Origin of the sequence: Pseudomonas sp. KBS0707 (assembly GCF_005937945.2) — a bacterium.
Taxonomy (GTDB): Bacteria; Pseudomonadota; Gammaproteobacteria; order Pseudomonadales; family Pseudomonadaceae; genus Aquipseudomonas; species Aquipseudomonas amygdali.
Genome location: NZ_CP041754.1, coordinates 3470610 through 3496565, shown reverse-complemented (window position 1 = coordinate 3496565; position 25956 = coordinate 3470610). Strand labels below are relative to the sequence as shown.

Below are 25956 nucleotides of genomic sequence, written 5' to 3'. Positions count from 1 at the left end.
GTTGTTTGTCAAAACCCAGGGATGTCACTCCGCCACAGGCAAGACCATCAAGGAACAACCATGAGTGCGTTGCCCCAAAGCGCCCGACCGCCGCTTTATAAAGCGCTGGCTGACTACAAGAGCGCGTTGATTGGTGTCGGTTGTTTTACCGCGCTGATCAACGTGTTGATGCTCGCTCCATCGATTTACATGTTGCAAGTCTATGACCGTGTACTGACGTCGCAGAACCAGACTACCCTGGCCATGCTGACGCTGATGGTGGTCGGGTTCTTTGCGTTTATCGGCCTGCTGGAGATGGTCCGCAGCTTTGTGGTAATCCGCATCGGCAGCGAGCTGGAGAGGCGTTTCAATCTGCGCGTCTATCAGGCTGCGTTCGAGAGCAACCTGCACGCCGGACAGCGTCAGGCTGGGCAGGCGCTGGGTGACCTGACCTTTATCCGTCAGTTTCTCACCGGGCCGGCGTTGTTCGCGTTCTTCGACGCCCCGTGGTTTCCCATCTACCTGGCGGTGATCTTCCTTTTCGACCCTTGGCTTGGCGTGCTGGCCAGTGTGGGGAAAGTGTTGCTGGTCGGACTGCCTGCCTCAACGAATGGCTGACCCGCAAACCGTTGGCCGAGGCCAGCGGGTACTCGCAGCAGTCTGCGCAATTGGCGACCCGGCACCTGCAACAGGCCGAGGCGATCCAGGCGATGGGCATGCTCGAAGTGTTGCGGCGTCGCTGGTTCCATGTGCATGGGCGCTTTCTGGCCTTGCAAAACCGTGCCAGTGACACTGGAGCGGTGATCAGTTCGATCAGCAAGGCCCTGCGCCTTTGCCTGCAGTCGCTGGTGCTGGGCCTGGGCGCACTGCTGGTGATAAACGGAGACATGACCGCAGGCATGATGATCGCCGGTTCGATCCTCATGGGAAGGGTCCTCAGCCCCATCGATCAACTGATCGCAGTCTGGAAACAATGGAGTTCTGCACGCCTGGCTTACGGACGTCTGGACCAGTTACTCAAGACCTACGCCGAGCCCGCGCCGCGCATGCCACTGCCAGCACCGCGCGGTCAGATCAGCGCTGCGCCTCCGGGCAAAACATCGCCGACGATTCAGCAAGTGAGCTTTCAACTGCAAGCTGGTGAAGTGCTCGGTGTACTGGGAGCATCCGGTTCCGGCAAATCGACCCTGGCACGCGTGCTGGTCGGTGTCTGGCCGGTGCTGGGTGGAACGGTACGTCTGGACGGGGCCGACATGCATCGCTGGGACCGCGAGGCGCTGGGCCCCTATATCGGTTATCTGCCGCAGGACATCGAGCTTTTCGGTGGCACCGTGGCAGAAAACATCGCGCGTTTTAGCGAGGGCGACGCGAGCGCCGTGGTTGCTGCTGCGCAACTGGCGGGCGTACACGAATTGATTCTGCGCCTGCCGCAGGGCTACGACACGCGGCTGGGCGACGATGGCGCTGGCTTGTCAGGCGGTCAGAAACAGCGCGTCGCGTTGGCCCGAGCATTGTATGGCGATCCGCGACTGGTGGTACTTGATGAGCCCAATTCCAATCTGGACGCCGCGGGCGAAGCGGCTTTGACTCAGGCGATCGCTGAGCTCAAGACCCGCGGTTGTACCGTCGTGCTCGTCACTCACCGCACTCAGTCGTTGAACCAGACTGATCGTCTGCTGGTGCTGAGCGAAGGTCGCATGCAGGCATTCGGCACCACGGCTCAGGTGTTGCAGGCCTTGTCCGGACAGGCATCGCCCGGGCAAGCACCGCAAGCGCACCCTCAATCGCAATCTCGCCCTGCACCCGCCGGGCTTTCCATGAGCCGTCAGTACGGCACGCAGAACAGGCAGTCCGACGTATGAACAGCCCCATTGACACTCATTACGCCGTGCCGGGCAAGGAGCGCGGTGTGCAGTTCTTCGTTCGCGCAGGCTGGATTCTCATGCTGGCAGGGGCGGGCAGCTTCTTTCTGTGGGCCAGTCTCGCCCCGCTGGATCAGGGCATTGCCGTGCAAGGCACCGTCGTGGTGTCGGGCAAGCGCAAGGCCGTGCAGTCGCTGGATGGCGGCGTTGTAAGCAAAATTCTCGTCAGCGAAGGCCAGTCGGTAAAGGAGGGCGAGCCGCTGTTTCGCCTTGATCAGACTCAGGTCGAGGCCGACGTGCAATCGCTGCGTGCCCAGTATCGAATGGCCTGGGCCAGCCTGGCCCGCTGGCAGAGCGAGCGTGACAACCTGGATGAGGTGCACTTTCCCGCAGAACTGATTGCCGCCGGGCAGGGGCAGAACCCCGACCCGCGTCTGGCGCTGGTGCTTGAAGGCCAGCGGCAACTGTTCAGCAGTCGGCGACAGGCCCTGGCTCGAGAGCAATCAGGTTTGCAGGCGAGTATCGAAGGTGCCGGGCTGCAACTCGCCGGTATGCGCCGCGCTCGATCGGACCTGCTGGCTCAGGCTGACTCGCTACGCAAGCAACTGAGTAACCTGGAACCCTTGGCGCAGAACGGTTTCATTCCAGGCAACCGTCTGCTGGAGTTTCAAAGCCAGCTTTCTCAAGTGCAGCAGAGCCTGGCGCAGAACGCAGGCGAAACCGGGCGGATAGAGCAGGGGATCGTCGAGTCGCGGTTGCGTCTTCAGCAGCAGCGCGAGGAATATCAGAAAGAAGTGCGCAGCCAGTGGGCCGATGCCCAGGTCAAGGCGCTTACCCTTGAGCAACAACTGGCTTCGGCAGGTTTCAGTCTGCAGCACAGTGCAATTCTTGCCCCTGCTGATGGCATAGCCGTCAACCTGGGCGTGCACACCGAAGGCGCAGTGGTGCGTGCCGGTGAAACCCTGCTGGAAATCGTACCGCAGGGCACACGGCTTGAAGTCGAAGGGCGTCTGCCGGTGCAGTTGATCGACAAGGTTGCCAGCCATTTGCCGGTCGATATCCTCTTCACTGCGTTCAATCAAAGTCGCACGCCGCGGGTTTCCGGTGAGGTAAACCTGATTTCTGCCGATCAGATGCAGGATGAGAAAACCGGCCAGCCCTATTACGTGCTGCGCACTTCGGTGGGCGATGCAGTACTGGAAAAACTCAACGGGTTGGTGATCAAGCCGGGCATGCCCGCTGAAATGTTTGTGCGCACGGGTGAACGCTCGCTGCTCAATTATCTGTTCAAACCTTTGCTGGACCGTGCCGGCTCCGCGTTGACGGAGGAATAGGATGTCTCGTCATCCCCTGAAAGCCGCTTTGCTGACGGCCATCCTGCTGGGCACTGCTTCATTGAGTCATGCGATGGGCCCGTTTCAGGTCTATGAGCTGGCGCTTCGCAACGACCCGACTTACCTGGGCGCGCTCAAGGAGCGCGATGCGGGCCTGGAAAACCGGGTGATTGGTCGTGCAGGCTTGTTGCCGCGTGTTTCATACAGCTACAACAAAGGACGCAACGACTCCAAGGCCACCCTCAAAGGCGGCCGTGAAGACACCACTGACCATCGCCACTACAACAGCTTTGGTTCAAGCCTGACGATTCAGCAGCCGCTGATCGATTACGAGGCCTACGCCAATTACCGCAAAGGCCTGGCTCAGGCGTTGTTTGCCGACGAGACCTTTCGCAGCAAGAGTCAGGAATTGCTGGTGCGGGTTCTGACCCTTTATACCCAGGCACTGTTCGCGCAGGACCAGATCAATATAGCCCGCGCCAAACAGCAGGCGTTCGAACGCCAGTTTGCACAGAACCGGCAAATGTTCCAGCAAGGCGAGGGTACCCGCACCGACATTCTTGAAGCGGAATCGCGCAACGAGCTGGCGATTGCCGAGCAGATAGAAGCCAGCGACGAGCAGGACGCGGCCTTGCGCGAACTGGCCGCGTTGCTGGGCGAGTCGAGTATCGATGTTGCGCAGTTGGAGCCGTTGAGGGACAGTTTTCAGGCGCTGGTGCTGGTACCGTCCAGCTTTACCGAGTGGCATGCGCTGGCCATGGCCAACAGCCCGATCCTGGCCTCGCAACGCCAGTCGCTGGAAGTGGCGCGATACGAGGTGGAGCGCAACCGCGCCGGGCATCTGCCGACGGTGAATGCTTACGCGAGTATCCGTCAGAACGAATCGGACAGCGGCAACACCTACAATCAGCGTTACGACACCAACACGATAGGTATCGAGCTCAGTCTGCCGCTGTACGCCGGAGGCGGCACCAGCGCCTCGGTGCGTCAGGCCAACAGCAAGCGCGAGCAGGCGGAATACGAGCTGGAGGGCAAGACCCGCGAAACCCTGATCGAGCTGCGTCGTCAGTTCAACGCCTGTGCGTCAGGGGTGAGCAAGTTGCGCGCTTATCAGAAAGCACTGGTCTCGGCGCAGGCACTGGTCGAGTCGACACGTCAGAGTATTCTCGGCGGCGAGCGCATCAGCCTGGACGCACTCAACGCCGAACAGCAGCTCTACAGCACCCGGCGTGATCTGGCGAAAGCCCGTTACGATTACTTGATGGCCTGGATCAAACTGCATTACTACGCCGGTACGTTGCGCGACACCGATCTGGCGCGTATTGACGAGGCCTTCGTTGTGGCGCGCTGAGTGTCGTTGGTCAGTTCTGCGCCGTGAAACGCGCCAGCGAGAAGGCTGAAAGGTCTACATCGCTGGTGCCGTGAATACAGCGTTGCGCAAGGGCCAGCCCGAGCCCGGCTGAGTGTTTGAAGCCGTGACCGGAGCAGGCCGAAACCACTGTCACGTTCTTCAGATGGGGGTGTTCATCGATGATGAAGTGGCAGTCCGGCGTGACGGTGTAGGCGCAGACCGAAGACTTGACCACGTTCGGCGTCAGTCCCGCAATCTTGCCCTGCACCTGGGTCTGGAACATTTCCTGCTCCTCCCTTGCCGTAACAGTGCGGTCCAGCTGGTCGGCAGCGGATGCTTCAATGTATTGCTCGGTGGCGACCTTCATACTGTTTTCACCGGGCAGGGGCGGGAAGCCATAGTTGACATCATCCTCCCCGGGCCCGTGAGTCAGAATGAAGCTCGGCGAACGTGGTGCAAAAGCGGCATTCTCCTGCAATTCGAACCAGAACAGCTTTTGCCGACACACCCGCAGCAGATCGCTAAAAGGCGCGCAGAGCAATTCGGCTGACCACATGCCCGCACTGACCACGACTTTGTCAGCGATGATCGAAACCTTGTCAGTGGTAATGCGCACCTGATCACCCTGTGCCTGTAAGTGCGTAACCGTCTCATGGGTCAGCAACCTTGCGCCGTGTTGCCTCGCCAGCCGCAGCTGTACCTCGATGCAGCGCTCTGGCCGGACAAATCCGCCTTCAGGCTCAAAGTAGCCAACGGCGTTGTCCAGAACAGGGGTGAACTGGGGAAAGCGCTCGCGAATGGCCGCCGCCGACAGCACTTCGTGCGTCACGCCATAGGTGCGGGCCAGGGCGATGGTCTGGTGGGTGAAGTCGTTACTGTCTTCAGGATCGTACGCAGGGCTGGAAGTCATCACCAGTACACCGCACTGCTCGAACAGCGACTCGCCGCTCAGCGCCTCAAGTTCGCGCCAGATGCTGTGCGAACTGCGTACCAGCGGCAGGTATTGCGGGCCCTCGCCAACCGACAGTCGTGTGATGCGGGTATCGCCGTGGCTGGAGCCTTGTGTGTGCGGAGGGGCGTAGCGATCGACGCCAATTACATCGACTCCGGCCTTCGCCAGTTGATAGACAGTGGCTGCACCCATGGCACCCAGACCGAGCACGGCCACTTCACAACGCTGCTGCATAATCGGAATGCCTCGATAAATCTCTTATTTCACGCCGGACAGCCTGCCGAATCAACCGCCAAACGTGCATAAGGTTATGTCACGGAGCCCCAATGGCCATTACCAGTGCCATCACACATGAGGGTGTGGGGAACCTGTAAAAATTTACGCTTGCGCTGCTCAGGGTTTTTAAGGTTCGAAATTGATGAAAAGTTGTCCACGGAAATCGTGGGTATGTCTGTGGGTAACTTTTTGAAACCCTTGTTACACGTGGCTTACAGCTGTGTGGTTATTTTATGAACAGCTCATGTTTTGCACTTCCATGGTGCTGCCACCAGGCTGAAAAACAGGTCCGCTATAAGCGATTTAAAGCACAAAAAAGAAATATTTTTCAAAAAAAAGCGCGACCCTCATTAGGTCGCGCTGCTTTTTTTACGAGTCAAGCGATGGTTGTTACACGAGAGGCTGATCGCTCCATTCACCGTTGACCAGACGACGCAGACCCAGCGGGTTGGCATTCTGCAATGCAGGCGGCAACTGGCTGTCGGCCAGGTTCTGATAGCAGACCGGGCGCAGGAAACGGTCGATGGCCAGAGTGCCCACCGAAGTACCGCGTGCGTCCGAGGTTGCCGGATATGGACCGCAGTGAACCATGGCTTCACAGACCTCGACACCGGTCGGGTAGCCGTTGAACAGAATGCGCCCGACTTTCTCTTCGAGAATCGGTTGCAGCCAGCTGTACTGGCTCAAGTCCGCAGGCTCGCCGATCACGGTCGCAGTCAGCTGACCACGCAAGGCCTGCAGCGCGTCTTTCAACTGCGCATCGTCAGCGACCTCGATTATCAGCGTGGTCGGGCCGAAAACTTCTTCCTGCAACAACTGGTCGCCGTTCAACAGCAGACTGACGTCAGCCTTGAACAACTGAGCCTGAGCCTGTTTGCCTTCCTGAGGCTTGCCAGCCAGATGCGTTACGCCCGGATGCGACAGCAAATGCTCAACGCCTTTGCTGTAGCTGCGCAGACCACCCGCGTTGAGCATTGTCTGCGGCGCCTGACTGCCCATCTGTTCGGTCAGTTGCTCGACGAACTTGGAAAACGCCGGGGAGCGCAGGCCGATGACCACACCAGGATTGGTGCAGAACTGACCGGCACCCATCACCACCGAACCGGCAAGCTCTTTGGCCACGGTTTCGCCGCGTGCCTGCAGTGCACCTGGCAGCAACACTACCGGGTTGATGCTGGACATCTCGGCAAACACCGGAATCGGCTGTGGACGCTCGGCGGCCATTTTGCAAAGAGCGTTGCCGCCGTTCAGCGAGCCGGTGAAACCGACGGCCTGGATAGCCGGGTGTTTGACCAGACCTTCACCAACGCCGTTGCCGAAGATCATGTTGAATACGCCTTTCGGCATTTGGGTGCGTTCTGCGGCGCGGATGATAGCGCTGGCCACCAGATCTGCAGTCGCCATGTGGCCACTGTGCGCCTTGAACACCACCGGGCAACCGGCAGCCAGTGCCGCAGCGGTGTCACCGCCAGCAGTGGAAAACGCCAGCGGGAAGTTGCTCGCGCCGAACACGGCAACCGGACCCACACCGATGCGATACTGGCGCAGGTCGACGCGTGGCAGCGGCTTGCGGTCCGGCAGGGCCAGGTCAATGCGTGCACCGACGAAATCACCGCGACGCAGAACCTTGGCAAACAGGCGCATCTGGCCGCTGGTACGACCGCGTTCACCCTGAATACGTGCCTGGGGCAAGGCGGTTTCCTGGCAGACAATGGCGACGAAATCATCACCCAGTTGATCCAGTTCATCGGCAATGGCGTCAAGGAAATCGGCGCGGCGGGCCGGGCTCAGTTGACGGAATTCTGGAAAGGCAGCCTTGGCGGCGAGGGCGGCAGCGTCGATTTCGCCGTCGGTAGCCTGATGGAAGCTGTAAGGCAGTTCTTCGCCTGTTGTGGCATCCAGACTTTTTTGCAGGCTTTGGCCCAGAGCGCTGCGGCCGCCAGCGATGAAGTTCTGGCCGAGAATGTTAGGCATCGGTATCTCCTGTTGTTTTTGAGGTTGGAGGTCGGTATGGAAGGTATCCGGACCGGCGCTCCTTATGGGTTGCCGAGTTGCTTTACAGATTGTCAGTGATGTGGCGTGTAAAAGCAGGCCAGCAATCATTTTTCTAAAACCAGTGGGCAGTCATCGTACAACTTGATTCGCTGCTGATGCAACTGTCGCCCTGATTTGTCAGGTCAAGCGTTGCTGCTCTTTATAGTGCATGGGCGCAATCAGGCTTCTATCGTGGCGCGCCTTTGTGACTTTTAAGGGGGTGTAGCGTTGAGTTTGTGCAGCGCATCCAGCACCTGGCGCAACGCCTTGCTGACCGGTTTGTCCTGGCGCAATGCAATTCCCAGCGTGCGGCTCAACCCCGGCATCAGCTGCAGCACCTGCAAACCGCGGCGGTGATGGACTGCAGCAACCGCCATGCGCGGCACGATGCTGTAGCACAGGCCCGCAGCGACCATTTCCTTGATGGCCTCGATGCTCCCCAGTTCCATGACCGGTTTTATCCGGATCCCGGCCTGCAAGAACCATTCATTGATCAGCAGCCGCGTACTGCTGCCTGCTTCGAAGACCACCAGCGGTAGTTCGCAGAGGTGCTCCGGGGTCATTTCAGCGGCAATCGGCTGCTGGCTGCTGGCTGCTGGCGAAGATCGCCACGAACTCATCCTCAAGCAGCGGGGTGATATGCAGACTGCGACCCGAGGCGGGCAGTGTCACCAGTGCGAGATCCAGACGGTTTTCTTCCACAGCCTTGAGAATGCCGTCCGTGTTGCCGGTGCTGACCCGCACATCCAGTTGTGCAAAGCGACGGCGCAGTGCCTGCAACATGGGCGGCAGCAGATGAATGCAGGCGGTCGCGCCGGTACCGATCGCAACCTTTCCGGCAACGCCGCTGGCGTGACTGGACAACTCCAGCAGGGCGTCTTCGACCACCGCATCAATGCGCGCAATATGCTCCAGCAGCGTAGTGCCCGCCGAGGTGGGCTTGAGCCGCTTGCCTACGCGCTCGATCAATTTCAGGTTCAACTGGTCCTCCAGCTGCCGAATTTGCAGGCTTACCGCTGGCTGGGTCAGGTGCAGTCGCTCGGCCGCTGCGGAGAAGCTGCCGTGCGCTATGACCAGCGAGAAGGTGTGCAAGTGATTCAGGTTGAGTCGGCGCATGGCAAAGTATTTCTTATGCTGTGAATGATAAATCATAGCTTTTTTAACGGTTTGGTGAGCGGCATGATTGCACTCATCCAACGACATTTGCCCAGAGCCCGATATGACCCCGACCTTTATCCTGCGTGATGCGTGTGATCAAGACATACCTGCCGTACAGGCGATCTACGCCGATCATGTGCTGCATGGCATTTCCAGTTTCGAACTCGATCCGCCGAGTGTCGCCGAGCTGTTGCAGCGCCGTGCGCAGGTGCTCGTCAACGGCCTGCCATATCTGGTGGCCGAGCTCGCCGGGGAGGTGGTCGGCTATGGCTACGCCACACCCTATCGTCCGCGTCCTGCCTACCGCTTTACCGTAGAAGACTCGGTTTATGTACGGGACGGTATGGGCGGGCGGGGCATCGGTCTGGCATTGCTTGGCGAGCTGGTACAGCGCTGCGAGCAGGGCGGCTGGCGGCAGATGGTCGCGGTGATCGGCAATAGCGAGAATATCGCGTCGCTGCGTCTGCACGAGCGCCTGGGTTTTCGCCGTGTCGGGGTATTCGAGTCAGTCGGCTTCAAGCACGGTCGCTGGGTGGACACCGTGCTGATGCAGCGCATGCTCGGCGACGGCTCGGGCAGTGCACCTTCCGAGCGGGCCTGACTGACGTGGACCGCGCTGATCTGTCCAGGCTGGCGGTAGTCAAACTGGGGCTCGCGCAACTGATCAGTTGGGGTGTGACGTTTTATCTGCCGGGGGCTTTCGGCAATGCGATTGCCGATGACCTGGGCTGGAGCGGCCAGCAGGTCTTTTCCGGGCTGTCAGTCGCACTGTTGATCATGGGCCTGGTTTCGATCTTCAGTGCGCGTTTGCTCCAGCGTCTCGGTGCACGGCAGGTATTGCAATACGGGGCCGGGCTCAACGCGCTTGGCTGCTGCATGCTGGCTGTGTGCGAGACACCTCAGTCGTGGTTTTTTGGCTGGGCAGTGCTGGGCGTCGGCATGCGTCTGTCACTTTACGATGCGCTGTTTGCTGCATTGGCAGCGCTGTTCGGCGCACGCTCTCGGGCGCTGATGGTGCAGATTACCTTGTTGGGCGGGCTGGCTTCGGCGGTATTCTGGCCGCTGGGCCACGGCTTGTTGAATGCGTTGGGCTGGCGTAGTGCGGTTGCTGTCTACGGCTGCCTGGCATTGCTCAGCGGGTTATTGGTCAGCGGCCTGCCGGACTCCCGGTTGCCGGTCTTGAACGGCGGGCCAGCCGCGCCTGCGCCCGCTGACACCACGGCCTGGATACCTCAGTTCGGCTACGCCCTGAGCATGTCCCTGATCGCGCTCCTGTCAGCCGGTTTGTCTGCCCATTTACCCGCGTTGCTGGCCGGTTTGGGTGTGCCGGTCGTGCTGGCAGCGCTGTGGGGCATCGGTCAGACCTGCGCACGTCTGGCGCAGGCTTTGCTGGCGCAGTCGATGCCTGCACTGCGCCTGAATGTCTGGGTCGCTGCCGGAATGGTGCTGTGTTTCACCTTGGGGCTGCTCAGCCAGGGCCATACCCTGCTGGCCTGCATGTTCCTGTTCGGTTATGGCGCGATGAACGGACTGGCCACATTGCTGAGGGCGAATCTACCCTTTGAGCTGTTTGCACATTCGCATTACGTACACCTGCAGGGCCGATTACTGGCTCCTGCCTTTCTGCTGTCAGCTGGCGCTCCGTGGTTTTTTGCGTGGGTGCGTGAATGGCAGGGCGACAGCGGCCTGCTGTGGTTGTCGCTGGCGATCAGCCTGGTGTTGATTGCAGTGGCAATTGTGTTGAATCTGAATGGAAGCGGAAAATGAAATTGTCCAACAATCCGGTTCAATAGCGTTGCCAGTAGTCGCCTGAATGGTTAGGGTACGCGGCTGTTCAAGAAGGAGCCTGATATGACTCTGCATGACCCCACGGAAACGGGCACGGCAGTCACCCGACACAGGCGCGCGCCAAAGGGTGAAAAGCGCCGCAAAGAGCTGCTTGATGCGGCCTTGCAAGTGTTTTCCCTTGAGGGCTATACCGGCGCTTCGGTGGCTAAGGTAGCGGCCATCGTCGGTATTTCCGTCGCCGGGCTGCTGCACCATTTTCCCAGCAAGATCTCGCTATTGATGGGCGTGCTGGACCGCCGCGATGAGGTCAATAGCCGCATTGCTGCCGAGGTGCGCACCGACAACACGTTGACCGGCCTGCTCGGCGGCCTGCGCGCTATCAACCGTTCCAACGCCACGGCGCCCGGCGTGGTGCGTGCCTTTTCGATTCTCAATGCGGAAAGTCTGCTGGAAAACCAGCCTGCCTTTGAATGGTTCCAGACGCGCTACGAGCGCATTCACGCGCACTTGATGGGACAGTTTGCAGGTTTGGTGGAGCGCGGGGAGGTGCGTGCGGATGTGGATCTGGACAAGATCATCCGGCAGATTCTGGCGATGATGGATGGCTTGCAGATTCAGTGGTTACGCTTTCCCGATCAGGTGGACCTGGTCGAGTGTTTCGATACCTACATTGCGCAGGTCGATGCAGCGGTAAGGGCTCGTCCCTGAGCCTTTATTTGTCCGTTTACCCTTCAGTCAGCTAACGCTTACTCGACGGTCTGTTTGAATACACCGCCGGTCTTGACCGGTGGTTTCTCGACCAGAACCGAGTTCAGAGCGGAGCGTGGCAGCGGGTTGCTGGTGGTGGTCGACAGTTCCTGACGGAACGAGTTGACCAGCTTGGCGTTCAGGCGGATGTCCTGCGACGAACCACCGAGCGACAGGTTGAAGGTGTCGGCATCAACCACCCACTGATCGGTTTTCACGTCGAAGTAGGCCAGCGAGCGGTCATTGAGTTCAATGGTCACGCGCTTGCTTTCACCCGGCTTGAGGAACACTTTCTTGTAGCCTTTGAGTTCCTTGATCGGACGCTCGACTTTCGGGTTCTGCTGGCCCACGTACAGCTGAGCGACTTCAGAACCGCCAACCTTGCCGGTGTTGGTCAGATCGAAGGAAACCTTGATCGGCGTGTTGCCTACCGCAACGCCCGGCGTCACTTTGATGTTGCTGTAACCGAACGTGGTGTACGACAGGCCATAACCGAACGGGTAGAGCGGCTTGATGCCTTTCTTCTCGTAACCGCGATAACCCAGCATCAGGTCATCCTTGTAATCCATGTCGGTCAGAGTGTTCTGATTGTCGAATTTCGGGAAGGAAGCGTAAGCCGGGTTGTCTTCGATGTTGCGTTCGATACTGATCGGCAGCTTGCCCGACGGGTTGACCTTGCCGAACAGGATCTCGGCCAGAGCCTGACCACCGTTCTGACCCGGATAGAAGGCATGCAGTGCTACCGGAACCTGCTCGATCCAGTCGCTCATCTTCAGACCCGTACCGCCATACATGGTCACCACGGTGTTCGGGTTGACCTTGGCGATGTTCTGGATCAGCTCGTTCTGGAACTCAGGCAGATCGAAGCTGTGGTCGAAACCTTCACCTTCGTATTCGTTGCTGTTACCCACGGCAACCACAACGGCGTCATAGCCGGACAGGTCCTGAGGTGCGTTCAGCGAAGCCGAGCTCAGTTGCACACCTACCAGGCCGCCCATGGTCGACAGGTAACCGGCGCGACGCGAGTACTCGAGCTTCACATCGTAAGACTGGCCAGCTTCCAGATTGATCTTGGCGAACTCTGGAATGGTCGGCGGGATGCTGTTGCCCGGCAATGGCTTGCCGTCACCGTTGTCGATGATTTTCTTGCCGTTGACCCACAGACGCACGGCGCCGTCGGCACGAACCTTGAACACCTGCTCGCCGCTCTGGGTCGGGGTGACCTTGCCGGTGTAGCGAATCGAAGTCGACGATGTATCGCCATTCAGTTCGCCAGCGGTCGAACCTTTGCTGGTGTACGGATCGGACGTCGAGGTGTTGCTTTCGAACGGCAGGTTCTTGTCGTTGGCCCAGTCCAGGTCAACATGCTTCTCGGTGCGGGTGACAGCTGCATCACCAGACCAGTTGGTGTTGCTGAAGTACTCGACCTTCATGCCCTGGACTTCATTGCCAGTTGCGTCGGTGGTGGTCCAGGCACTGGTGCTTGGGTCCAGCGACAGGCCTTCGATGAAGTCGACCTTGGCGTTAGGCGCGATTTGTTGCAGACCGCTCAGCTCGCTGACGTAATGGCTGGCCATGACGTTGGCGCTGCCGAAACCGGTCGGTGGCGAGTACTTGGCCAGGGTGCCGACAACGGCGATTTTCTTGACTTTCTGCTTGTCCAGCGGCAGCAGATTGTCCTGGTTTTTCAGCAGGACGATACCTTCACGCGCAGCGTTCAGAGCAACCTTGTTGCTGGTCGAGCTGTTCATGTTGTGCGTGGTCAGCGGTGTCTTGCTGTCGAACTTGTACAGGTAGATCTGCTTGAGGATGCGTCGGACCTTGTCGTCGATGGTCGCAGCGCTCAGGTCGCCAGCGTCCAGATGCGGCTTCAGCACGGAGCTGTTCATCTGGTAGCCCATCATGTCCAGATCGGTACCGGCGCGGGCGGCTTCGAAGCCATGAACCACAGCGTTGTAGTCGCTCTGTACGAAGCCTTTGAAGCCCCATTCCTTCTTCAGGATCTGCGCGATCAGGTGCTCGCTTTCGCAAGCGAAATCACCGTTCACTTTCTGGAAGGCGCACATCATCATCGCAACGTTGCCGTTCTTTGAGGACGACTCGAATGCAGGCAGCGACATTTCACGCAGAACGCGCTCTGGCATCTTCTGGTCCAGGTTGAAGCGGTTGCTTTCCTGGTCGTTGGCCGCGTAGTGCTTGGCGTTGGCCCATACACCACGAGACTGGATACCGTTGATGACGCCCGGTGCCAGGCTGGCACCCAGGAACGGATCTTCACCGGAGAGGTATTCGAACGCACGGCCGCCGTACGGCATGCGATACAGGTTGACGCCGGGGCCAGTGATGAACTGGTAGCCGCCGACGGCAGTGTCATAGCCCAGCGCACGGCCGAGGTCGATGGCACGACGCGGGTTGAAGGTGGCTGCCAGGTTAGGGCCGGACGGATAGACCACGCCCTGATCGTTGCCTTCGCTGGTGTAGCGCACGCCCACGCCGCCGTCGGCACCGTGAATCTGCGGAACGCCTTAGTTGGTCAGCGGCTTGACATCCCAGCCGCCGGTGCCGCCGATGTAGGCCAGCTTTTCTTCCATGGTCATCTTCGCCAGGGTCTTCTGCGCTGCTTTTTCAGCGCGGTCCTCGCGACCTTGTTGCACAGTAGGGTCAGCGGCGTGCACCTGGGATACTGCCAATGCCAGCAAGGCCAGCGCCGAGTGCGCGCCTATCATCTTTCGCTTGTTCATATTGCTCTCCAACTACGTTTCAATTAACTGGCTGCCTGCGCACGTGCGCAGAACTAACTCGTCGTTATTTGCCTTTGCGGCTTACTCTTTTCTCCGGGCAAAAGTTGCCCGCTGTCGCGTTTTTTCCCCTCTTAACAGGGGAGCGACTTATGGCTGTTTAATTACTGTTTCGATGTTTTATTTATTATCTTTTCTACTTCTCGATAGTCATCAAGCTGCCATCACATGATGGCACTTTGAATCTCAAAACCGTTACAATTAACCCTAAAACAAGGCATAAATGTCAAATAAAAGCGTATTTTTCTTTCATTTCGTATTTTTTCTTTACAATTTAGGAACTCTTGTTAAACCTACTGGTCGATGGGTTTAAGATTTTTCAGGACGAAGAAAGACAGCTCGCAAGTTGCGATGCGTGCTGTACGCTATTTCTTGCCCGGTCTTTATCCGATTTCTGCCTTTTGCAGAATTCACTTCTTTTTTCTGTGGAGTTAACTACGATGAAATTCTCTGTAATCAGTGCAGGCGTTGTTCTGGGTCTGGCCCTTAGTGGTGCAGTAGTTGCTGCTGAAGCGACCGATGACGACGCAACATCCGGTGCAATCGATTCGACGGTCATGACCCAGACCCAGGACGCCAAGGCAGCGCAGAAGGCGCAAAACCAGAAGACCGAAACGACAAAAGGTGGTCGCCCGCAGAACGCAACCACTCAAAAGCAGTCAAACTGATCGTTTGAAGCCTTTGAGCACAGCACTTTCCAGTCGGAGAGTGCTGTAACATGTCCCTCCGAAGTAGCAAAATGCCCTCATCCATGCCGCCAGTTCCCGTCGATGTTTCCCGCCTCCTCATTCCGGATGCCGCGCAGGTTTGCGCCTGGCTGACCGGGCACGCGGGTCTGAAAATGGCCGATCTGGAGCGGGCGCAACGTTTGCAGCAGGAGTCTGAAGGCACCGAGCTGCTCGGGTTGTTGACTCGTCTGGGTCTGGTTTCCGAATTTGAACTGGCCCGCGCATGGGCTGCACTGTTGCAGGCGCCGCTGTTGCTCGCTGACGCTGTGCCGCCGCTGCTCGACCCCTTGCCGCCTTTGACCGAGCGCTTCATGCGCCACTATCAAGTCGTGCCTGTAGGCTGGAGCGATCAAGGGCTGCAAGTGCTCAGCGCCAACCCCGGTACGCTGTACCCGTTCCAGGCCATCGCTTATGCCTGCGAAGTGCCGGTGCGGCTGTCCATCGGGCCGCGCAATGAAGTCGAAACCCTTATTGAGCGCTATTACGGGCAGGGCCGCTCGGCGATGGGCACCCTGATCGAGAACCTCGATGAGGAGGGTGGCTCGCTGGAAGACATCGAGCACCTCAAGGATCTGGCCTCCGAAGCGCCGGTCATTCGTCTGGTCAACCTGATTTTGCAACGTGCGGTCGAACAGCGTGCGTCGGACATTCATATCGAGCCGTTCGAGAGCCAGCTGAAGGTGCGCTATCGCATCGACGGCGTGTTGCATGAGGCCGAGGCGCCACCGTCCAGTTCTTCGGCGGCGGTCATTTCCCGGGTGAAGATCATGGCGCGGCTGGACATCGCCGAGCGTCGTCTGCCGCAGGATGGCCGGATCATGCTGCGCATCCAGGGCAAGGAGCTGGACCTGCGGGTGTCTACGGTGCCTACCAGCTTCGGCGAATCGGTGGTCATGCGTTTGCTGGACCGGCAGACCATCAATTTCGATTTCCCCAGCCTGGGTTTCGATGGCGAACGGCTGGATGAATTTCTCGATGTGCTCGAGCGTCCACACGGCATTCTGCTGGTCACCGGGCCGACCGGCTCCGGCAAGACCACCACTCTTTATACTGCGCTATCACGGCTCAATACCGCCGAGCGCAAGATCATCACCGTCGAAGACCCGGTCGAGTATCAGCTCGAAGGCATCAATCAGATTCAGGTCAAGCCTTCCATTGGCCTGGACTTCGCCGGGGCACTGCGCTCCATCGTGCGTCAGGACCCGGATGTCATCATGATCGGTGAGATGCGTGACCTGGAAACCTGCCGTATCGCCATTCAGTCCTCGTTGACCGGTCACCTGGTGCTCTCGACGCTGCACACCAACAGTGCGGCGGCGAGTATTACCCGTCTGCTGGACATGGGCGTCGAAAGCTACCTGATCGCTTCGACGGTCAACGGCATTCTGGCCCAGCGTCTGGTCCGCCGTCTTGATCCGGCAACGCGTGAAGCCTTCGATGCGCCGCCGGAGTTGATTGCCGAGCACGGGCTGGAGCGCTTCACTGACGAACGCCCGATTCGCCTGTATCGCCCGCGTGCCGATGCACCTGGCGGCGGTTACCGGGGGCGCAGTGCAATCACCGAGTTGCTGGTCATGAACGAAGAGCTGCGCAGTCTGTTGATGCGCCACGCCGATGCGTCGACTTTGGAAGAGGCTGCCCGACGTGGCGGCTTGCGCACGCTGCATGAAGAGGGCCTGCGCCAGGCCGTGGCCGGGGTGACTTCGCTGGAAGAAGTGCTGCGCGTCACCCGAGGTGAAGGCACATGAGCCTGTTCAAGTACCGCGCGCTGGATGCTCAAGGTGCGCCGCAGAACGGCACGCTGGAAGCCCGTGACCAGGATGCTGCAATCGCCGCGCTACAAAAACGTGGTCTGATGGTCTTGCAGATTGACGCGGCCGGTATGGGCGGGTTGCGCCGCGCGCTGGGCAGCGGCTTGCTCAATGGGGCAGCGCTGGTCAGTTTCACACAGCAGCTCGCAACGTTGCTCGGTGCCGGGCAGCCGTTGGAACGATCTCTTGGAATTCTGCTCAAACAGCCTGGACAACCGCAGACCAAGGCGTTGATCGAGCGCATCCGCGAACAGGTCAAGGCCGGTAAGCCATTGTCCGTGGCGCTGGAAGAAGAGGGCACACAGTTTTCGCCGCTTTATATAAGCATGGTTCGCGCCGGTGAAGCGGGGGGCGCGCTGGAAAGCACGCTGCGTCAACTGAGTGATTATCTGGAACGTAGCCAACTGCTGCGTGGCGAGGTCATCAACGCGCTGATCTATCCGGCCTTTCTGGTGGTCGGCGTACTGGGCTCGCTGGCCCTGTTGCTGGCTTATGTAGTGCCGCAATTCGTACCGATCTTCAAGGATCTCGGCGTGCCGATTCCGTTGATCACCGAGGTCATTCTCAACCTGGGACAATTTTTGAGCAACTACGGCCTGGCTGTTCTGGCGGGCCTGATCGCGCTGATCTGGGGCATGGCCATTCGCATGCGCGACCCACAGCGCCGTGAACGCCGCGACCGCCGCATACTCGGCATTCGGGTGATCGGTCCCTTGCTGCAGCGCATCGAGGCAGCGCGTCTGACTCGAACGCTTGGCACGCTGTTGACCAATGGAGTGGCGTTGTTACAGGCGCTGGTGATCGCTCGCCAGGTATGCACCAATCGCGCCTTGCAAGCGCAGGTGGAGCAGGCGGCCGAGTCGGTGAAGGGCGGCGGCACGCTGGCCAGTGCGTTCGGCGCGCAACCGCTGCTGCCGGATCTGGCGCTGCAAATGATCGAGGTCGGCGAACAGGCGGGCGAACTGGACACCATGCTGATGAAGGTCGCCGATGTGTTCGACGTCGAGGCCAAGCGCGGTATCGACCGCATGCTGGCCGCGCTCGTACCGGCGCTGACGGTGGTTATGGCGGGCATGGTCGCGGTGATCATGCTGGCGATCATGCTGCCGCTGATGAGCCTGACCAGCAATATCTGAATCCATGAAAGAGGAAACCACTCCGATGACTTTTAGCCGCACACGCTTCAAACCCGCACGCCGACAGGGCGGTTTCACTTTGCTGGAAATGCTCGCGGTTATCGTCTTGCTGGGCATTGTTGCGACCATCGTCGTACGCCAGGTAGGCGGCAACGTCGACAAGGGCAAATACGGCGCAGGCAAGGCTCAGTTGGCCAGCCTGGGCATGAAGATCGAAAGCTATGCGCTGGACGTCGGTTCGCCACCCAAGACCTTGCAGCAATTGACCGAGAGACCGGGTAACGCCTCGAACTGGAACGGCCCTTACGCCAAGCCTTCGGACCTTAAAGACCCGTTCGGCCACGCGTTCGGCTACCGCTTCCCGGGCCAGCACGGCAGCTTCGACCTGATTTTCTACGGCCAGGACGGTCAGCCGGGTGGCGAAGGGTACAGCGCCGACCTGGGCAACTGGGAGTAACGTTCGGCATGAGAACGCCTGTCGCAAGCCGGGGTTTTACCCTCATGGAAATGCTGGTAGTGCTGGTGTTGATGAGCATTGCCGTCGGTCTGGTGGGTTTCGGTCTGCAACAGGGTTTGAGTACCGCCAGTGAGCGACGCGCGGTCGGCGACATGGTCGAGGCGCTCAGGGCAACCAGAGTGCGCGCGATTGTCACCGGTCAGCCTGCACGCACTGAGTTCAATCTGCGCAAGGCGACGTTCAAGGCACCCGGCAAGCGTGAGGTGCACTGGCCTGAAAATCTGCATGTGACCATGCAGACCGCGTCGGATCTCGGCTCGTCCGTGGAGTTCTACCCGGATGGCGGTTCCAGTGGCGGCAACGTGGTTGTCGCCGACGGCGACCGGCGCTGGCGTATTGATATTGGCTGGCTGACCGGTAGCGTTCAGGTACGGTCGCTTTAATGAAAACATCGCAGTCGGGGTTCACCCTGCTGGAGATGCTTGCTGCATTGACCGTCATGGCAGTGTGCAGCGGCGTTCTGCTGGTTGCATTCGGGCAGAGCGCTCGCTCCCTGCAACAGGTGTCGCGCAGTGACCGGATCAGCCATGCAGCACGCACGATTATGGATCAGGAAAGTGCCGGCCCGCTGGAAAACGGTACGCGTCAGGGAACACTCTCAGGCATCGACTGGACCCTGGATATCCGTCAACTGTCGGGTGCCAATGGTGAGGCACGGATGTTTCGCCTCGACCTGATGCTCAGCGAGCACCAGCGCAAAGCGCAGTTCAGTACGCTTAAACTGCGCGGCGCTGTCAGCGGGGCCGGATCATGACCCGCACCCAGCGTGGTTTCACGCTGCTGGAAGTACTGTTGGTGATCAGTCTGTTGGGCGTGCTGCTGGTGTTGGTTGCGGGGGCGCTGCTGGGTGCCAACCGTGCGGTGCTCGAGGCCGAACGTTACACCGTGAACCTGGACGAAGTCCGCGCCGCGCAGGCGTTTCTGCGTAGCTCGATCGGTCAGGCCCTGCCGCTGGATACGTCTGCCGAAGACGACGTCAACAGCGGTTTTTTTGAAGGCTCGGCGCAGCAGTTGCGCTTTGTCGCCACGTTGCCCGGTGAGCTGGGCGGTGGCATACAGGTGCACAGCCTGGAACTTGGAGGGCCGCAAGGCCATCGGTCTTTGCAAGTGTCTTTTGCTCAGGTCCAGTCTGGTGCAAACGGCATTGCCCTGAAACCGTGGGGTGAGCCTCAGGTGTTGTTGCAAAACGTCGAGTCACTGACGTTCAGTTATCGCGGGCTGACCCCCAAGGGCAAGCCGACAGGCTGGATGGCCGAATGGCCCTGGCCGAATCGTTTGCCCGGTGCTGTAAGGATCGACCTGAAGACCAGCGGGGCGGTGAAGTGGGTCCCTGAAGTAGTCGCTTTGCGTCTGGACCTGTCCGGTGGGGCGGGCGGCGAATGAATATAGCCAGTCGACAGCAGCGTGGTGTTGCGCTGCTGGTGGTGCTTTGGGTGCTCGCGCTGTTGAGCCTGCTGCTCGGCGGGCTGGCTGGGTGGGTGCAACTGGAAAGCCGCCAGGCACTCTGGTTGCGCCAGAACACTCAGGCACTGATGGCCGCCGAAGCTGGCATGAATATGGCTGTGCAGGGTTTGCTGGATCCTGCGCAGCGCAAACGCTGGATTGCCGATGGGCGTCTGGTGTCGTTGCGGATGGATGATACGCAATTGCTCGTCAGCATCAGGAGCGAGCGCGGCAAGCTGGACCTCAACAGCGCGCCGGTGGCGGATATATCGCGGCTGTTGCAGGCCTGCGGCGCAGCTAAGAATCAGGCCAGCGGTATTGCCCAGGTGCTGGAAGAACAGCGCAACGGCGGTCAGTCACCGTTGCGGGTGGTTGAGGAAGTACGCCAGTTGCCGGGCATGAGTCAGGCGCTGTATGCCCGGCTGTTGCCGGAAATAACATTATGGAGCGGCCTGGATCGGCCCGACCCGGCATTCGCTTCGGCGTTGCTGCGACGGGCCTTGAACCTGCCGAACCAGAGCGCGGTCGGGGCCGATCCAGGTGAAGTGCTGGCCATCGACAGCCGCGCAGAACGACCGGGCGGTGTGACTGCCCTGTTACAAACCACTGTTTTATTGAGCCCATCGGAGGGAGGCGCACAGCCCTACAGGGTGTTGCGTTGGCAAGAATGAATTCATCAGTTTCTGCACGTCTGGCGCCTGTCTACGCGTTACGCGAACAGGTCGCCCGGCAGTGGCGTGGCAGTCCGGCGCAACACGGTTGGCAATGGTGGGTCGCGGAGCTTCGCGCCTGCCTGCCGCCGCGTGTGCGTCGCTGGCTGGGCCGCGAGACCCTGGAGCAGGCGCACGTCTGGCCGCTGGTCGAGCCGCTGCCCGATGCATCGCCTCAGGCACGACGTGTGCTGTTGCTGCCAGCGTCGGCGGTGCTGGTGCAGCCCCTGCAACTGCCAGCTGCCGCGGCGCGTAATCTGTCGACTGTCGTCGGTTACGAGCTGGACCGCTTCACCCCGTTCGACGCTGGCCAGTTGTATTTTGTGGCCCGTCAGGACAGTCGCAGCGCCAGCTTTGTGCAGGTCACACTAGTGGCGATATTGCGCGAGCGGCTGGACGCGATACTCAGTGAGTGCGCCGAGCGCGGTTTGCGTCCCGATGCGGTAGATGTCGTCACTGACATGGGGACTGCCGCCATGGGTACTGGCGGGCAGCGTATGGGCATCGACCTGTTGCCGATGCCACTGCGCCCGCAGCAATCGCACTCCGGTCATCGTTTGCAGCGCTGGCTGCTCTGGCTGTGTGCCGGTTTGCTGCTGAGCGCCATGCTGTTGTGGCTGAATGACCGGCAGAGTCTGCTCGATGACATGCAGGCCAGTGTCCAGGCGCAGAAGGCCCAGGTGGGTGAGATTCAACAGCTGCGTCAGCAGTTGACCAACACGCTGGGCGCAGCCAATTACCTGATCCGCCGCAAGGCTGCTCAACCGCCGCTGTCGGCGCTGCTCAGTGAATTGACCGCTTGCCTGCCCTCGGACACCTGGATCGAGCATCTGGAAATCAGTGACAGCGCCGAAGTCGCGTTTTCCGGGCAAAGCGCCAAGGCCAGTGCCCTGATCGGCCGCGTCAAGGATTGTCACAGTCTGGACAACGCGCAGTTTCAGGGCGTGATCCAGCCCGACACCAAGACCGGCAAGGATCAGTATTCACTGCGTGCGCATTTGCACCAGAACCAGCATCAGGAGAACGCCGATGCGCCGTCCACTGACAAGCCGTGAGCGGCGGGGCGCGGCCCTGATGATTCTTGCCTTGGTGCTGTGCCTGGCTTATTGGCTGTTGATCGACAGTTGGTTCGCCGGACCCTTGCGCGACATCAGCGAGCAGACCGACCAGTTGCGCGAACAACAGCAGCGTTACGCCGGCCTTCTGCAGCAGGGCGACTCATTGCGTGAGCAATTGGAACAGGCCCGTAGTGACCCGGCCAGCAGCACCAGTCTGTTGCCGGGCGAAGACCCGAGCGCTGTGGCGGCGGATCTGATGCAGCGCATTGCCGACCTGATCAGCAGCCAGGCAAGCACTGGCGGCGGCTGCGAGTTGACCCAGCGTATGCCGATCACGCCAGAGCAGGACAGCGCCGAGCCGTATCGGCAGGTCAAGGTAAGCCTGACCCTGAACTGCGCCATCGAACCGCTGACGGCCATTCTGCATGCGCTGGAGTACCAGCGCCCGTTTCTGTTCATTGACGAGATGAGTATGCGTCGCGATGCCAATGCTCCGGCCAGCGGTGCCGCCGGCAAACTGGTGGTGCACCTGCTGGTGCGTGGCTACCTGCAACCGGCCAGCGCCGGGGAGGGTGAGCAATGATCGGTTCCTTACGCCCGCTGGAGTGGTCGCTATTGGCTCTGGCCGCGCTGCTGGCGGGGCTGATCGGCCTGATTTTCAGCGGCGCTGCGCACTCGCCCGACTGGCTGCCGGAGCAGGCACCGCGCAACCCGATCGATCAGAAGGCGCAGACCCAAAATGCGCCGTCGGCGACACTGGACAGCCTGGCCAATACCTGGAAAACCCCGCTGTTCAGTCCTGACCGCAGCCCGGATGTAGCTGTTCGCAAAGCCGACGCGCAGGCCACCAGCCTGGCCGGCCTGACCCTGACCGGGGTGATCATGGACGGCTCGCTACGTGTCGCACTGATTAAACAAGCCAGCGGTCCGGCGTTGAAGATCCGTCAGGGCGATCGCCTGCCCAACGGCTGGACGCTGGACCGCCTGGAGCCTACCCAGGCCACCTTTCAACTCGATGGCCGTACGCAAATGCTGCGCCTGCCCGCGTTGCGTCTGCCGCCGCCGTCGAGTACACCGCCGATTACCTTAACCAACGATTCCACCCTGTGATGGGTACCTTTTCTGGAGTTCCTGCCATCGCTACCTTGCGCACACCCTTGCTTTGCCTGGCTACCGCCGTCGCCCTAGGCGGCTGCGCGTCAAAGCCCGACACTCTCGATCCCGACAATGGCATGCTGCAGGAAGCGCTCCAGGGAACCGGTTCACAACGCCCGCCGGTAGACCCGCGCAGCGAACGACCGCCAGTCGAGCCACCTTCACAGCAACCGGCGAGCTCGCCGCAGCGCCAGGTCATCAGGGGCAACCAGCGTTTCATCCGCCAGCCCGCTGCTGCTCCGGCGGCGCGTCCGGCCGAAACCGGTGACATCGTCTTCAATTTCACCAATCAGCCGATTCAGGCGGTGATCAACAGCATCATGGGCGATCTGCTGCACGAGAATTACAGCATTGCCCAGGGTGTGAAGGGCGATGTCAGCTTCTCGACCTCCAAGCCGGTCAACAAGCAGCAAGCGTTGTCGATTCTTGAAACGTTGCTGTCCTGGACCGACAACGCGATGATCAAGCAGGGCAATCGCTATGTAATCCTGCCCTCGAACCAGGCCGTGGCCGGCAAGCTGGTGCCGGAAATGCCGGTGGCGCAACCGTCGCCGGGCATGTCGGCGCGGCTGTTTCCGTTGCGCTACATCTCTGCGAGCGAAATGCAGAAGCTGCTCAAGCCGTTCGCTCGGGAAAACGCATTCCTGCTGGTTGATCCGGCGCGCAATGTACTGAGCCTGGCGGGTACGCCCGAAGAACTGGCCAACTATCAGGACACCATCGACACCTTTGATGTGGACTGGCTCAAAGGCATGTCGGTCGGCGTATTCGGCCTGCAACGTGCCTCGGTCGGCGAGCTGATGCCCGAGTTGCAGAAAATGTTCGGCCCGGAGAGCGGCATGCCGCTGGCGGGGATGGTGCGTTTCCTGCCGATCGAGCGGACCAACTCGGTGGTGGCGATTTCGTCACAGCCGGAATACCTGCGCGAAGTCGGCGAGTGGATTCATACCATCGATGAAGGCGGCGGTAACGAGCCGCAGATGTACGTGTACGACGTGCGCAACATGAAAGCCACCGACCTGGCCAAATACCTGCGGCAGATCTACGGGTCGGGTGCCATCAAGGAAGACTCGGCAGCCAAGGTCGCGCCGGGGCTGCGCACCACCACTTTGTCATCGCTCAACTCCAATAGCGGTAGCGGTGTCGGCGGCATGAGCAGTTCCAGCGGCCTGGGCAGCAGCGGCGGTGGCATGAGTAATGGCGGCGGCTTTGGCAACAGCCAGGGCATGAACAACAGCCAGAACAGTGGCGACAGCGAATCCGAGGGCGACGATCAGAGCAGCAGTGAATCGGATTCGGCCAGCCAGGAGGGGGGAGGAGCGAACGGCAACAGCAAGTCGCTGGACGCCAGCACCCGCATCACTGCTCAGAAGAGCAGCAACCAGTTGCTGGTGCGCACCCGTCCGGCGCAGTGGAAGGAAATCGAGTCGGCGATCAAGCGCCTCGACAATCCGCCACTGCAAGTACAAATCGAGACGCGCATTCTGGAAGTCTCGCTGACGGGTGAGCTGGACATGGGCGTGCAGTGGTATCTGGGACGCCTCGCAGGAAACTCGGGCACAACCGGCAACGTGACCAACACTGCGGGCAGCCAGGGTGCGATTGGTACTGGGGGGGCTGCGCTGGCTTCTACTGACGCATTCTTCTACTCCTTCGTCAGCAACAACTTGCAGGTTGCCTTGCGTGCGCTGGAAACCAATGGCCGCACCCAGATCCTGTCGGCACCGTCGCTGGTAGTAATGAACAACCAGCAGGCGCAGATTCAGGTCGGCGACAACATCCCGATCAGCCAGACCTCGATCAACACCAACACCTCCACCAACACCACATTGAGCAGCGTCGAATATGTGCAGACCGGCGTGATTCTCGACGTCGTGCCGCGCATCAATCCGGGCGGTCTGGTGTACATGGACATTCAGCAGCAGGTCAGTAGCGCCGACACCAATTCCAATACCAGCGACGCCAACGGTAACCCGCGTATCTCCACGCGCTCGGTCGCCACGCAAGTGGCCGCGCAGAGTGGCCAGACCGTGCTGCTGGGCGGTTTGATCAAGCAGGACAATGCCGAGACGGTCAACGCTGTACCGTATCTGGGACGCATCCCGGGCTTGAGGTGGCTGTTCGGCAATACCAGCAAGTCCAAGGGCCGTACTGAGCTGATCGTGCTGATCACGCCGCGAGTCATCACCAGCAGTAGCCAGGCACGTCAGGTGACGGATGATTACCGTCAGCAGATGCAGTTGATCAAGCCGGAAGTTTCGCGGACCAGCATGCAGAACTGAGGCTGTGTCAGTTTCTGCCTCCGCACCCACTCACGACGCTGCTTGCGGGCAGCGTCAAACAGAGGTCATCAATCGATGCTGAAATTTTTCGCTGCCTTGCTGTTCGCCATTGCTGGCATGGCGCAGGCGCAGGACACCCTGCACACTGATCTGCCGCTGGATTACCTGGCACAGGTCAACGTCGAAACCCCGAACCGGCCGCTGGTGATCTTCATTCATGGCTACGGCAGTAATGCGGCTGACTTGTTCGGGCTCAAGGAACATCTTCCGGCCGATTACAACTACCTGTCGGTGCAGGCTCCAGTGGAGTTGCGCGCTGACAGTTACAAGTGGTTCACCCAGAAACCGGGCGTGCCTGACTACGATGGCGTGACTGAAGACCTCAAGAGCAGCGGCAAGCAACTGAGCGCATTCATCACTCAGGCCACCGGCAAGTTCCACACTCAGCCGGGCAAGGTGTTTCTGGTCGGGTTCAGTCAGGGCGCGATGATGAGCTACGAAGTCGCCCTGCGTCAGCCGAAGCTGGTAGGTGGGATTGCGGCGTTGAGCGGGCGGTTGTTGCCGGTGGTGCAGTCCGAGGTCAAAGCCTCTGATGACCTCAAGCGCCTGAACGTCTTCATCGGTCACGGGGTACAGGATCGCCAGGTGGCCTACGCCAGCGGCCCGCAAGCCGAAGCCACGCTGAAGTCGCTCGGCCTGACACCGCAATTTCATGGGTATGAAGGGCTGGGGCATAGCATCAACGAAGCCGAGGTCATTGACCTGGCGGCTTGGTTGAAGCAGTCAAACCGTCAGTGAATACGTGCGTCGTCCGAGGGGGGCGACGCGAGATCCTCG

General features: G+C 60.1%; 20 protein-coding genes and 3 pseudogenes. 19 read left to right on the top strand and 4 right to left on the bottom strand.

Translation table 11 applies throughout. From position 1 onward, the window contains the following. Positions 1 to 60: 60 nt before the first annotated feature. The 3 genes and pseudogenes from FFH21_RS16380 (at position 61) to FFH21_RS16370 (ending at position 4526) form a co-directional block, all read left to right on the top strand. Positions 61 to 1841: pseudogene (locus tag FFH21_RS16380) on the top strand (type I secretion system permease/ATPase). Further along, positions 1838 to 3175, top strand: coding sequence for an HlyD family type I secretion periplasmic adaptor subunit (locus tag FFH21_RS16375; RefSeq protein WP_019741120.1), 1338 nt, complete (start codon positions 1838 to 1840; stop codon positions 3173 to 3175). The pseudogene FFH21_RS16380 and the gene FFH21_RS16375 overlap by 4 nt, the downstream one beginning before the upstream one ends. Before the next feature lies 1 nt (position 3176). Beyond that, positions 3177 to 4526, top strand: coding sequence for a TolC family outer membrane protein (locus FFH21_RS16370; protein WP_011168951.1), 1350 nt, complete (start codon positions 3177 to 3179; stop codon positions 4524 to 4526). Positions 4527 to 4536: 10 nt separating this feature from the next. Here the strand turns inward: FFH21_RS16370 and solA are convergent, their stop codons facing one another. From solA to FFH21_RS16355, 3 genes and pseudogenes are all read right to left on the bottom strand, one after another. After that, complete coding sequence (gene solA, locus FFH21_RS16365) at positions 4537 to 5712, bottom strand: N-methyl-L-tryptophan oxidase (RefSeq protein ID WP_011168950.1); 1176 nt, start codon at positions 5710 to 5712, stop codon at positions 4537 to 4539. Between the two features lie 432 nt (positions 5713 to 6144). Then, the gene (locus tag FFH21_RS16360; RefSeq protein WP_011168949.1) at positions 6145 to 7728 is read right to left on the bottom strand and encodes an aldehyde dehydrogenase (NADP(+)); all 1584 of its coding nucleotides are present in this window, start codon (positions 7726 to 7728) and stop codon (positions 6145 to 6147) included. Positions 7729 to 8000: 272 nt separating this feature from the next. Next, positions 8001 to 8904: pseudogene (locus FFH21_RS16355) on the bottom strand (LysR family transcriptional regulator). A gap of 103 nt (positions 8905 to 9007) precedes the next feature. Between FFH21_RS16355 and FFH21_RS16350 the strand changes: the two are divergent. The 3 genes from FFH21_RS16350 (at position 9008) to FFH21_RS16340 (ending at position 11442) form a co-directional block, all read left to right on the top strand. Beyond that, on the top strand, positions 9008 to 9547 hold the full coding sequence (locus tag FFH21_RS16350) for a GNAT family N-acetyltransferase (protein WP_004659545.1): 540 nt from the start codon (positions 9008 to 9010) through the stop codon (positions 9545 to 9547). Positions 9548 to 9552: 5 nt separating this feature from the next. After that, positions 9553 to 10713 (top strand): MFS transporter, encoded by a 1161-nt coding sequence (locus FFH21_RS16345; RefSeq protein WP_011168948.1) that lies wholly within the window; start codon positions 9553 to 9555, stop codon positions 10711 to 10713. Positions 10714 to 10797: 84 nt separating this feature from the next. Continuing rightward, positions 10798 to 11442: a TetR/AcrR family transcriptional regulator gene (locus FFH21_RS16340; RefSeq protein ID WP_004659547.1), complete on the top strand. Its 645-nt coding sequence runs from the start codon at positions 10798 to 10800 to the stop codon at positions 11440 to 11442. A 38-nt stretch (positions 11443 to 11480) separates the two neighbouring features. On the opposite strand, the pseudogene FFH21_RS16335 reads toward FFH21_RS16340, so the two are convergent. Further along, a pseudogene (locus tag FFH21_RS16335) lies at positions 11481 to 14222 on the bottom strand (glycoside hydrolase family 3 protein). A 497-nt stretch (positions 14223 to 14719) separates the two neighbouring features. Between FFH21_RS16335 and FFH21_RS30010 the strand changes: the two are divergent. The 13 genes from FFH21_RS30010 to FFH21_RS16265 all read left to right on the top strand — a co-directional run bounded on the left by FFH21_RS30010 (position 14720) and on the right by FFH21_RS16265 (position 25917). After that, complete coding sequence (locus tag FFH21_RS30010; protein WP_041924587.1) at positions 14720 to 14947, top strand: hypothetical protein; 228 nt, start codon at positions 14720 to 14722, stop codon at positions 14945 to 14947. A gap of 83 nt (positions 14948 to 15030) precedes the next feature. Continuing rightward, positions 15031 to 16755: a type II secretion system ATPase GspE gene (gene gspE, locus FFH21_RS16320; protein ID WP_041924586.1), complete on the top strand. Its 1725-nt coding sequence runs from the start codon at positions 15031 to 15033 to the stop codon at positions 16753 to 16755. Further along, a complete protein-coding gene (gspF, locus tag FFH21_RS16315; protein ID WP_004665671.1) occupies positions 16752 to 17954 on the top strand; it encodes a type II secretion system inner membrane protein GspF in 1203 nt (400 codons plus the stop codon). Before gspE ends, gspF begins: the two co-directional genes overlap by 4 nt. A gap of 25 nt (positions 17955 to 17979) precedes the next feature. Beyond that, positions 17980 to 18411 carry a type II secretion system major pseudopilin GspG gene (gene gspG / locus FFH21_RS16310; RefSeq protein WP_002553963.1) on the top strand — a complete coding sequence of 144 codons (432 nt, stop codon included), beginning with the start codon at positions 17980 to 17982 and terminating at the stop codon, positions 18409 to 18411. An 8-nt stretch (positions 18412 to 18419) separates the two neighbouring features. After that, the gene (locus tag FFH21_RS16305) at positions 18420 to 18854 is read left to right on the top strand and encodes a prepilin-type N-terminal cleavage/methylation domain-containing protein (protein ID WP_002553962.1); all 435 of its coding nucleotides are present in this window, start codon (positions 18420 to 18422) and stop codon (positions 18852 to 18854) included. Next, positions 18854 to 19225 (top strand): type II secretion system protein, encoded by a 372-nt coding sequence (locus FFH21_RS16300; RefSeq protein ID WP_004665669.1) that lies wholly within the window; start codon positions 18854 to 18856, stop codon positions 19223 to 19225. The genes FFH21_RS16305 and FFH21_RS16300 overlap by 1 nt, the downstream gene beginning before the upstream one ends. Continuing rightward, positions 19222 to 19854 (top strand): prepilin-type N-terminal cleavage/methylation domain-containing protein, encoded by a 633-nt coding sequence (locus FFH21_RS16295; RefSeq protein WP_011168946.1) that lies wholly within the window; start codon positions 19222 to 19224, stop codon positions 19852 to 19854. Before FFH21_RS16300 ends, FFH21_RS16295 begins: the two co-directional genes overlap by 4 nt. Further along, on the top strand, positions 19851 to 20585 hold the full coding sequence (locus FFH21_RS16290) for a general secretion pathway protein GspK (RefSeq protein WP_004665668.1): 735 nt from the start codon (positions 19851 to 19853) through the stop codon (positions 20583 to 20585). Before FFH21_RS16295 ends, FFH21_RS16290 begins: the two co-directional genes overlap by 4 nt. Next, entirely contained in the window at positions 20582 to 21679 is a 1098-nt protein-coding gene (locus tag FFH21_RS16285) for a type II secretion system protein GspL (RefSeq protein WP_004665667.1), read from the top strand. The genes FFH21_RS16290 and FFH21_RS16285 overlap by 4 nt, the downstream gene beginning before the upstream one ends. Next, positions 21654 to 22265 carry a type II secretion system protein GspM gene (gene gspM, locus FFH21_RS16280; RefSeq protein ID WP_002553957.1) on the top strand — a complete coding sequence of 204 codons (612 nt, stop codon included), beginning with the start codon at positions 21654 to 21656 and terminating at the stop codon, positions 22263 to 22265. The genes FFH21_RS16285 and gspM overlap by 26 nt, the downstream gene beginning before the upstream one ends. After that, positions 22262 to 22792 (top strand): type II secretion system protein N, encoded by a 531-nt coding sequence (locus FFH21_RS16275; protein WP_004665666.1) that lies wholly within the window; start codon positions 22262 to 22264, stop codon positions 22790 to 22792. The genes gspM and FFH21_RS16275 overlap by 4 nt, the downstream gene beginning before the upstream one ends. After that, entirely contained in the window at positions 22792 to 25119 is a 2328-nt protein-coding gene (gspD, locus tag FFH21_RS16270; protein WP_041924585.1) for a type II secretion system secretin GspD, read from the top strand. Before FFH21_RS16275 ends, gspD begins: the two co-directional genes overlap by 1 nt. A 75-nt stretch (positions 25120 to 25194) precedes the next feature. Then, a complete protein-coding gene (locus FFH21_RS16265; RefSeq protein WP_004665664.1) occupies positions 25195 to 25917 on the top strand; it encodes an alpha/beta hydrolase in 723 nt (240 codons plus the stop codon). Positions 25918 to 25956: the final 39 nt, after the last annotated feature.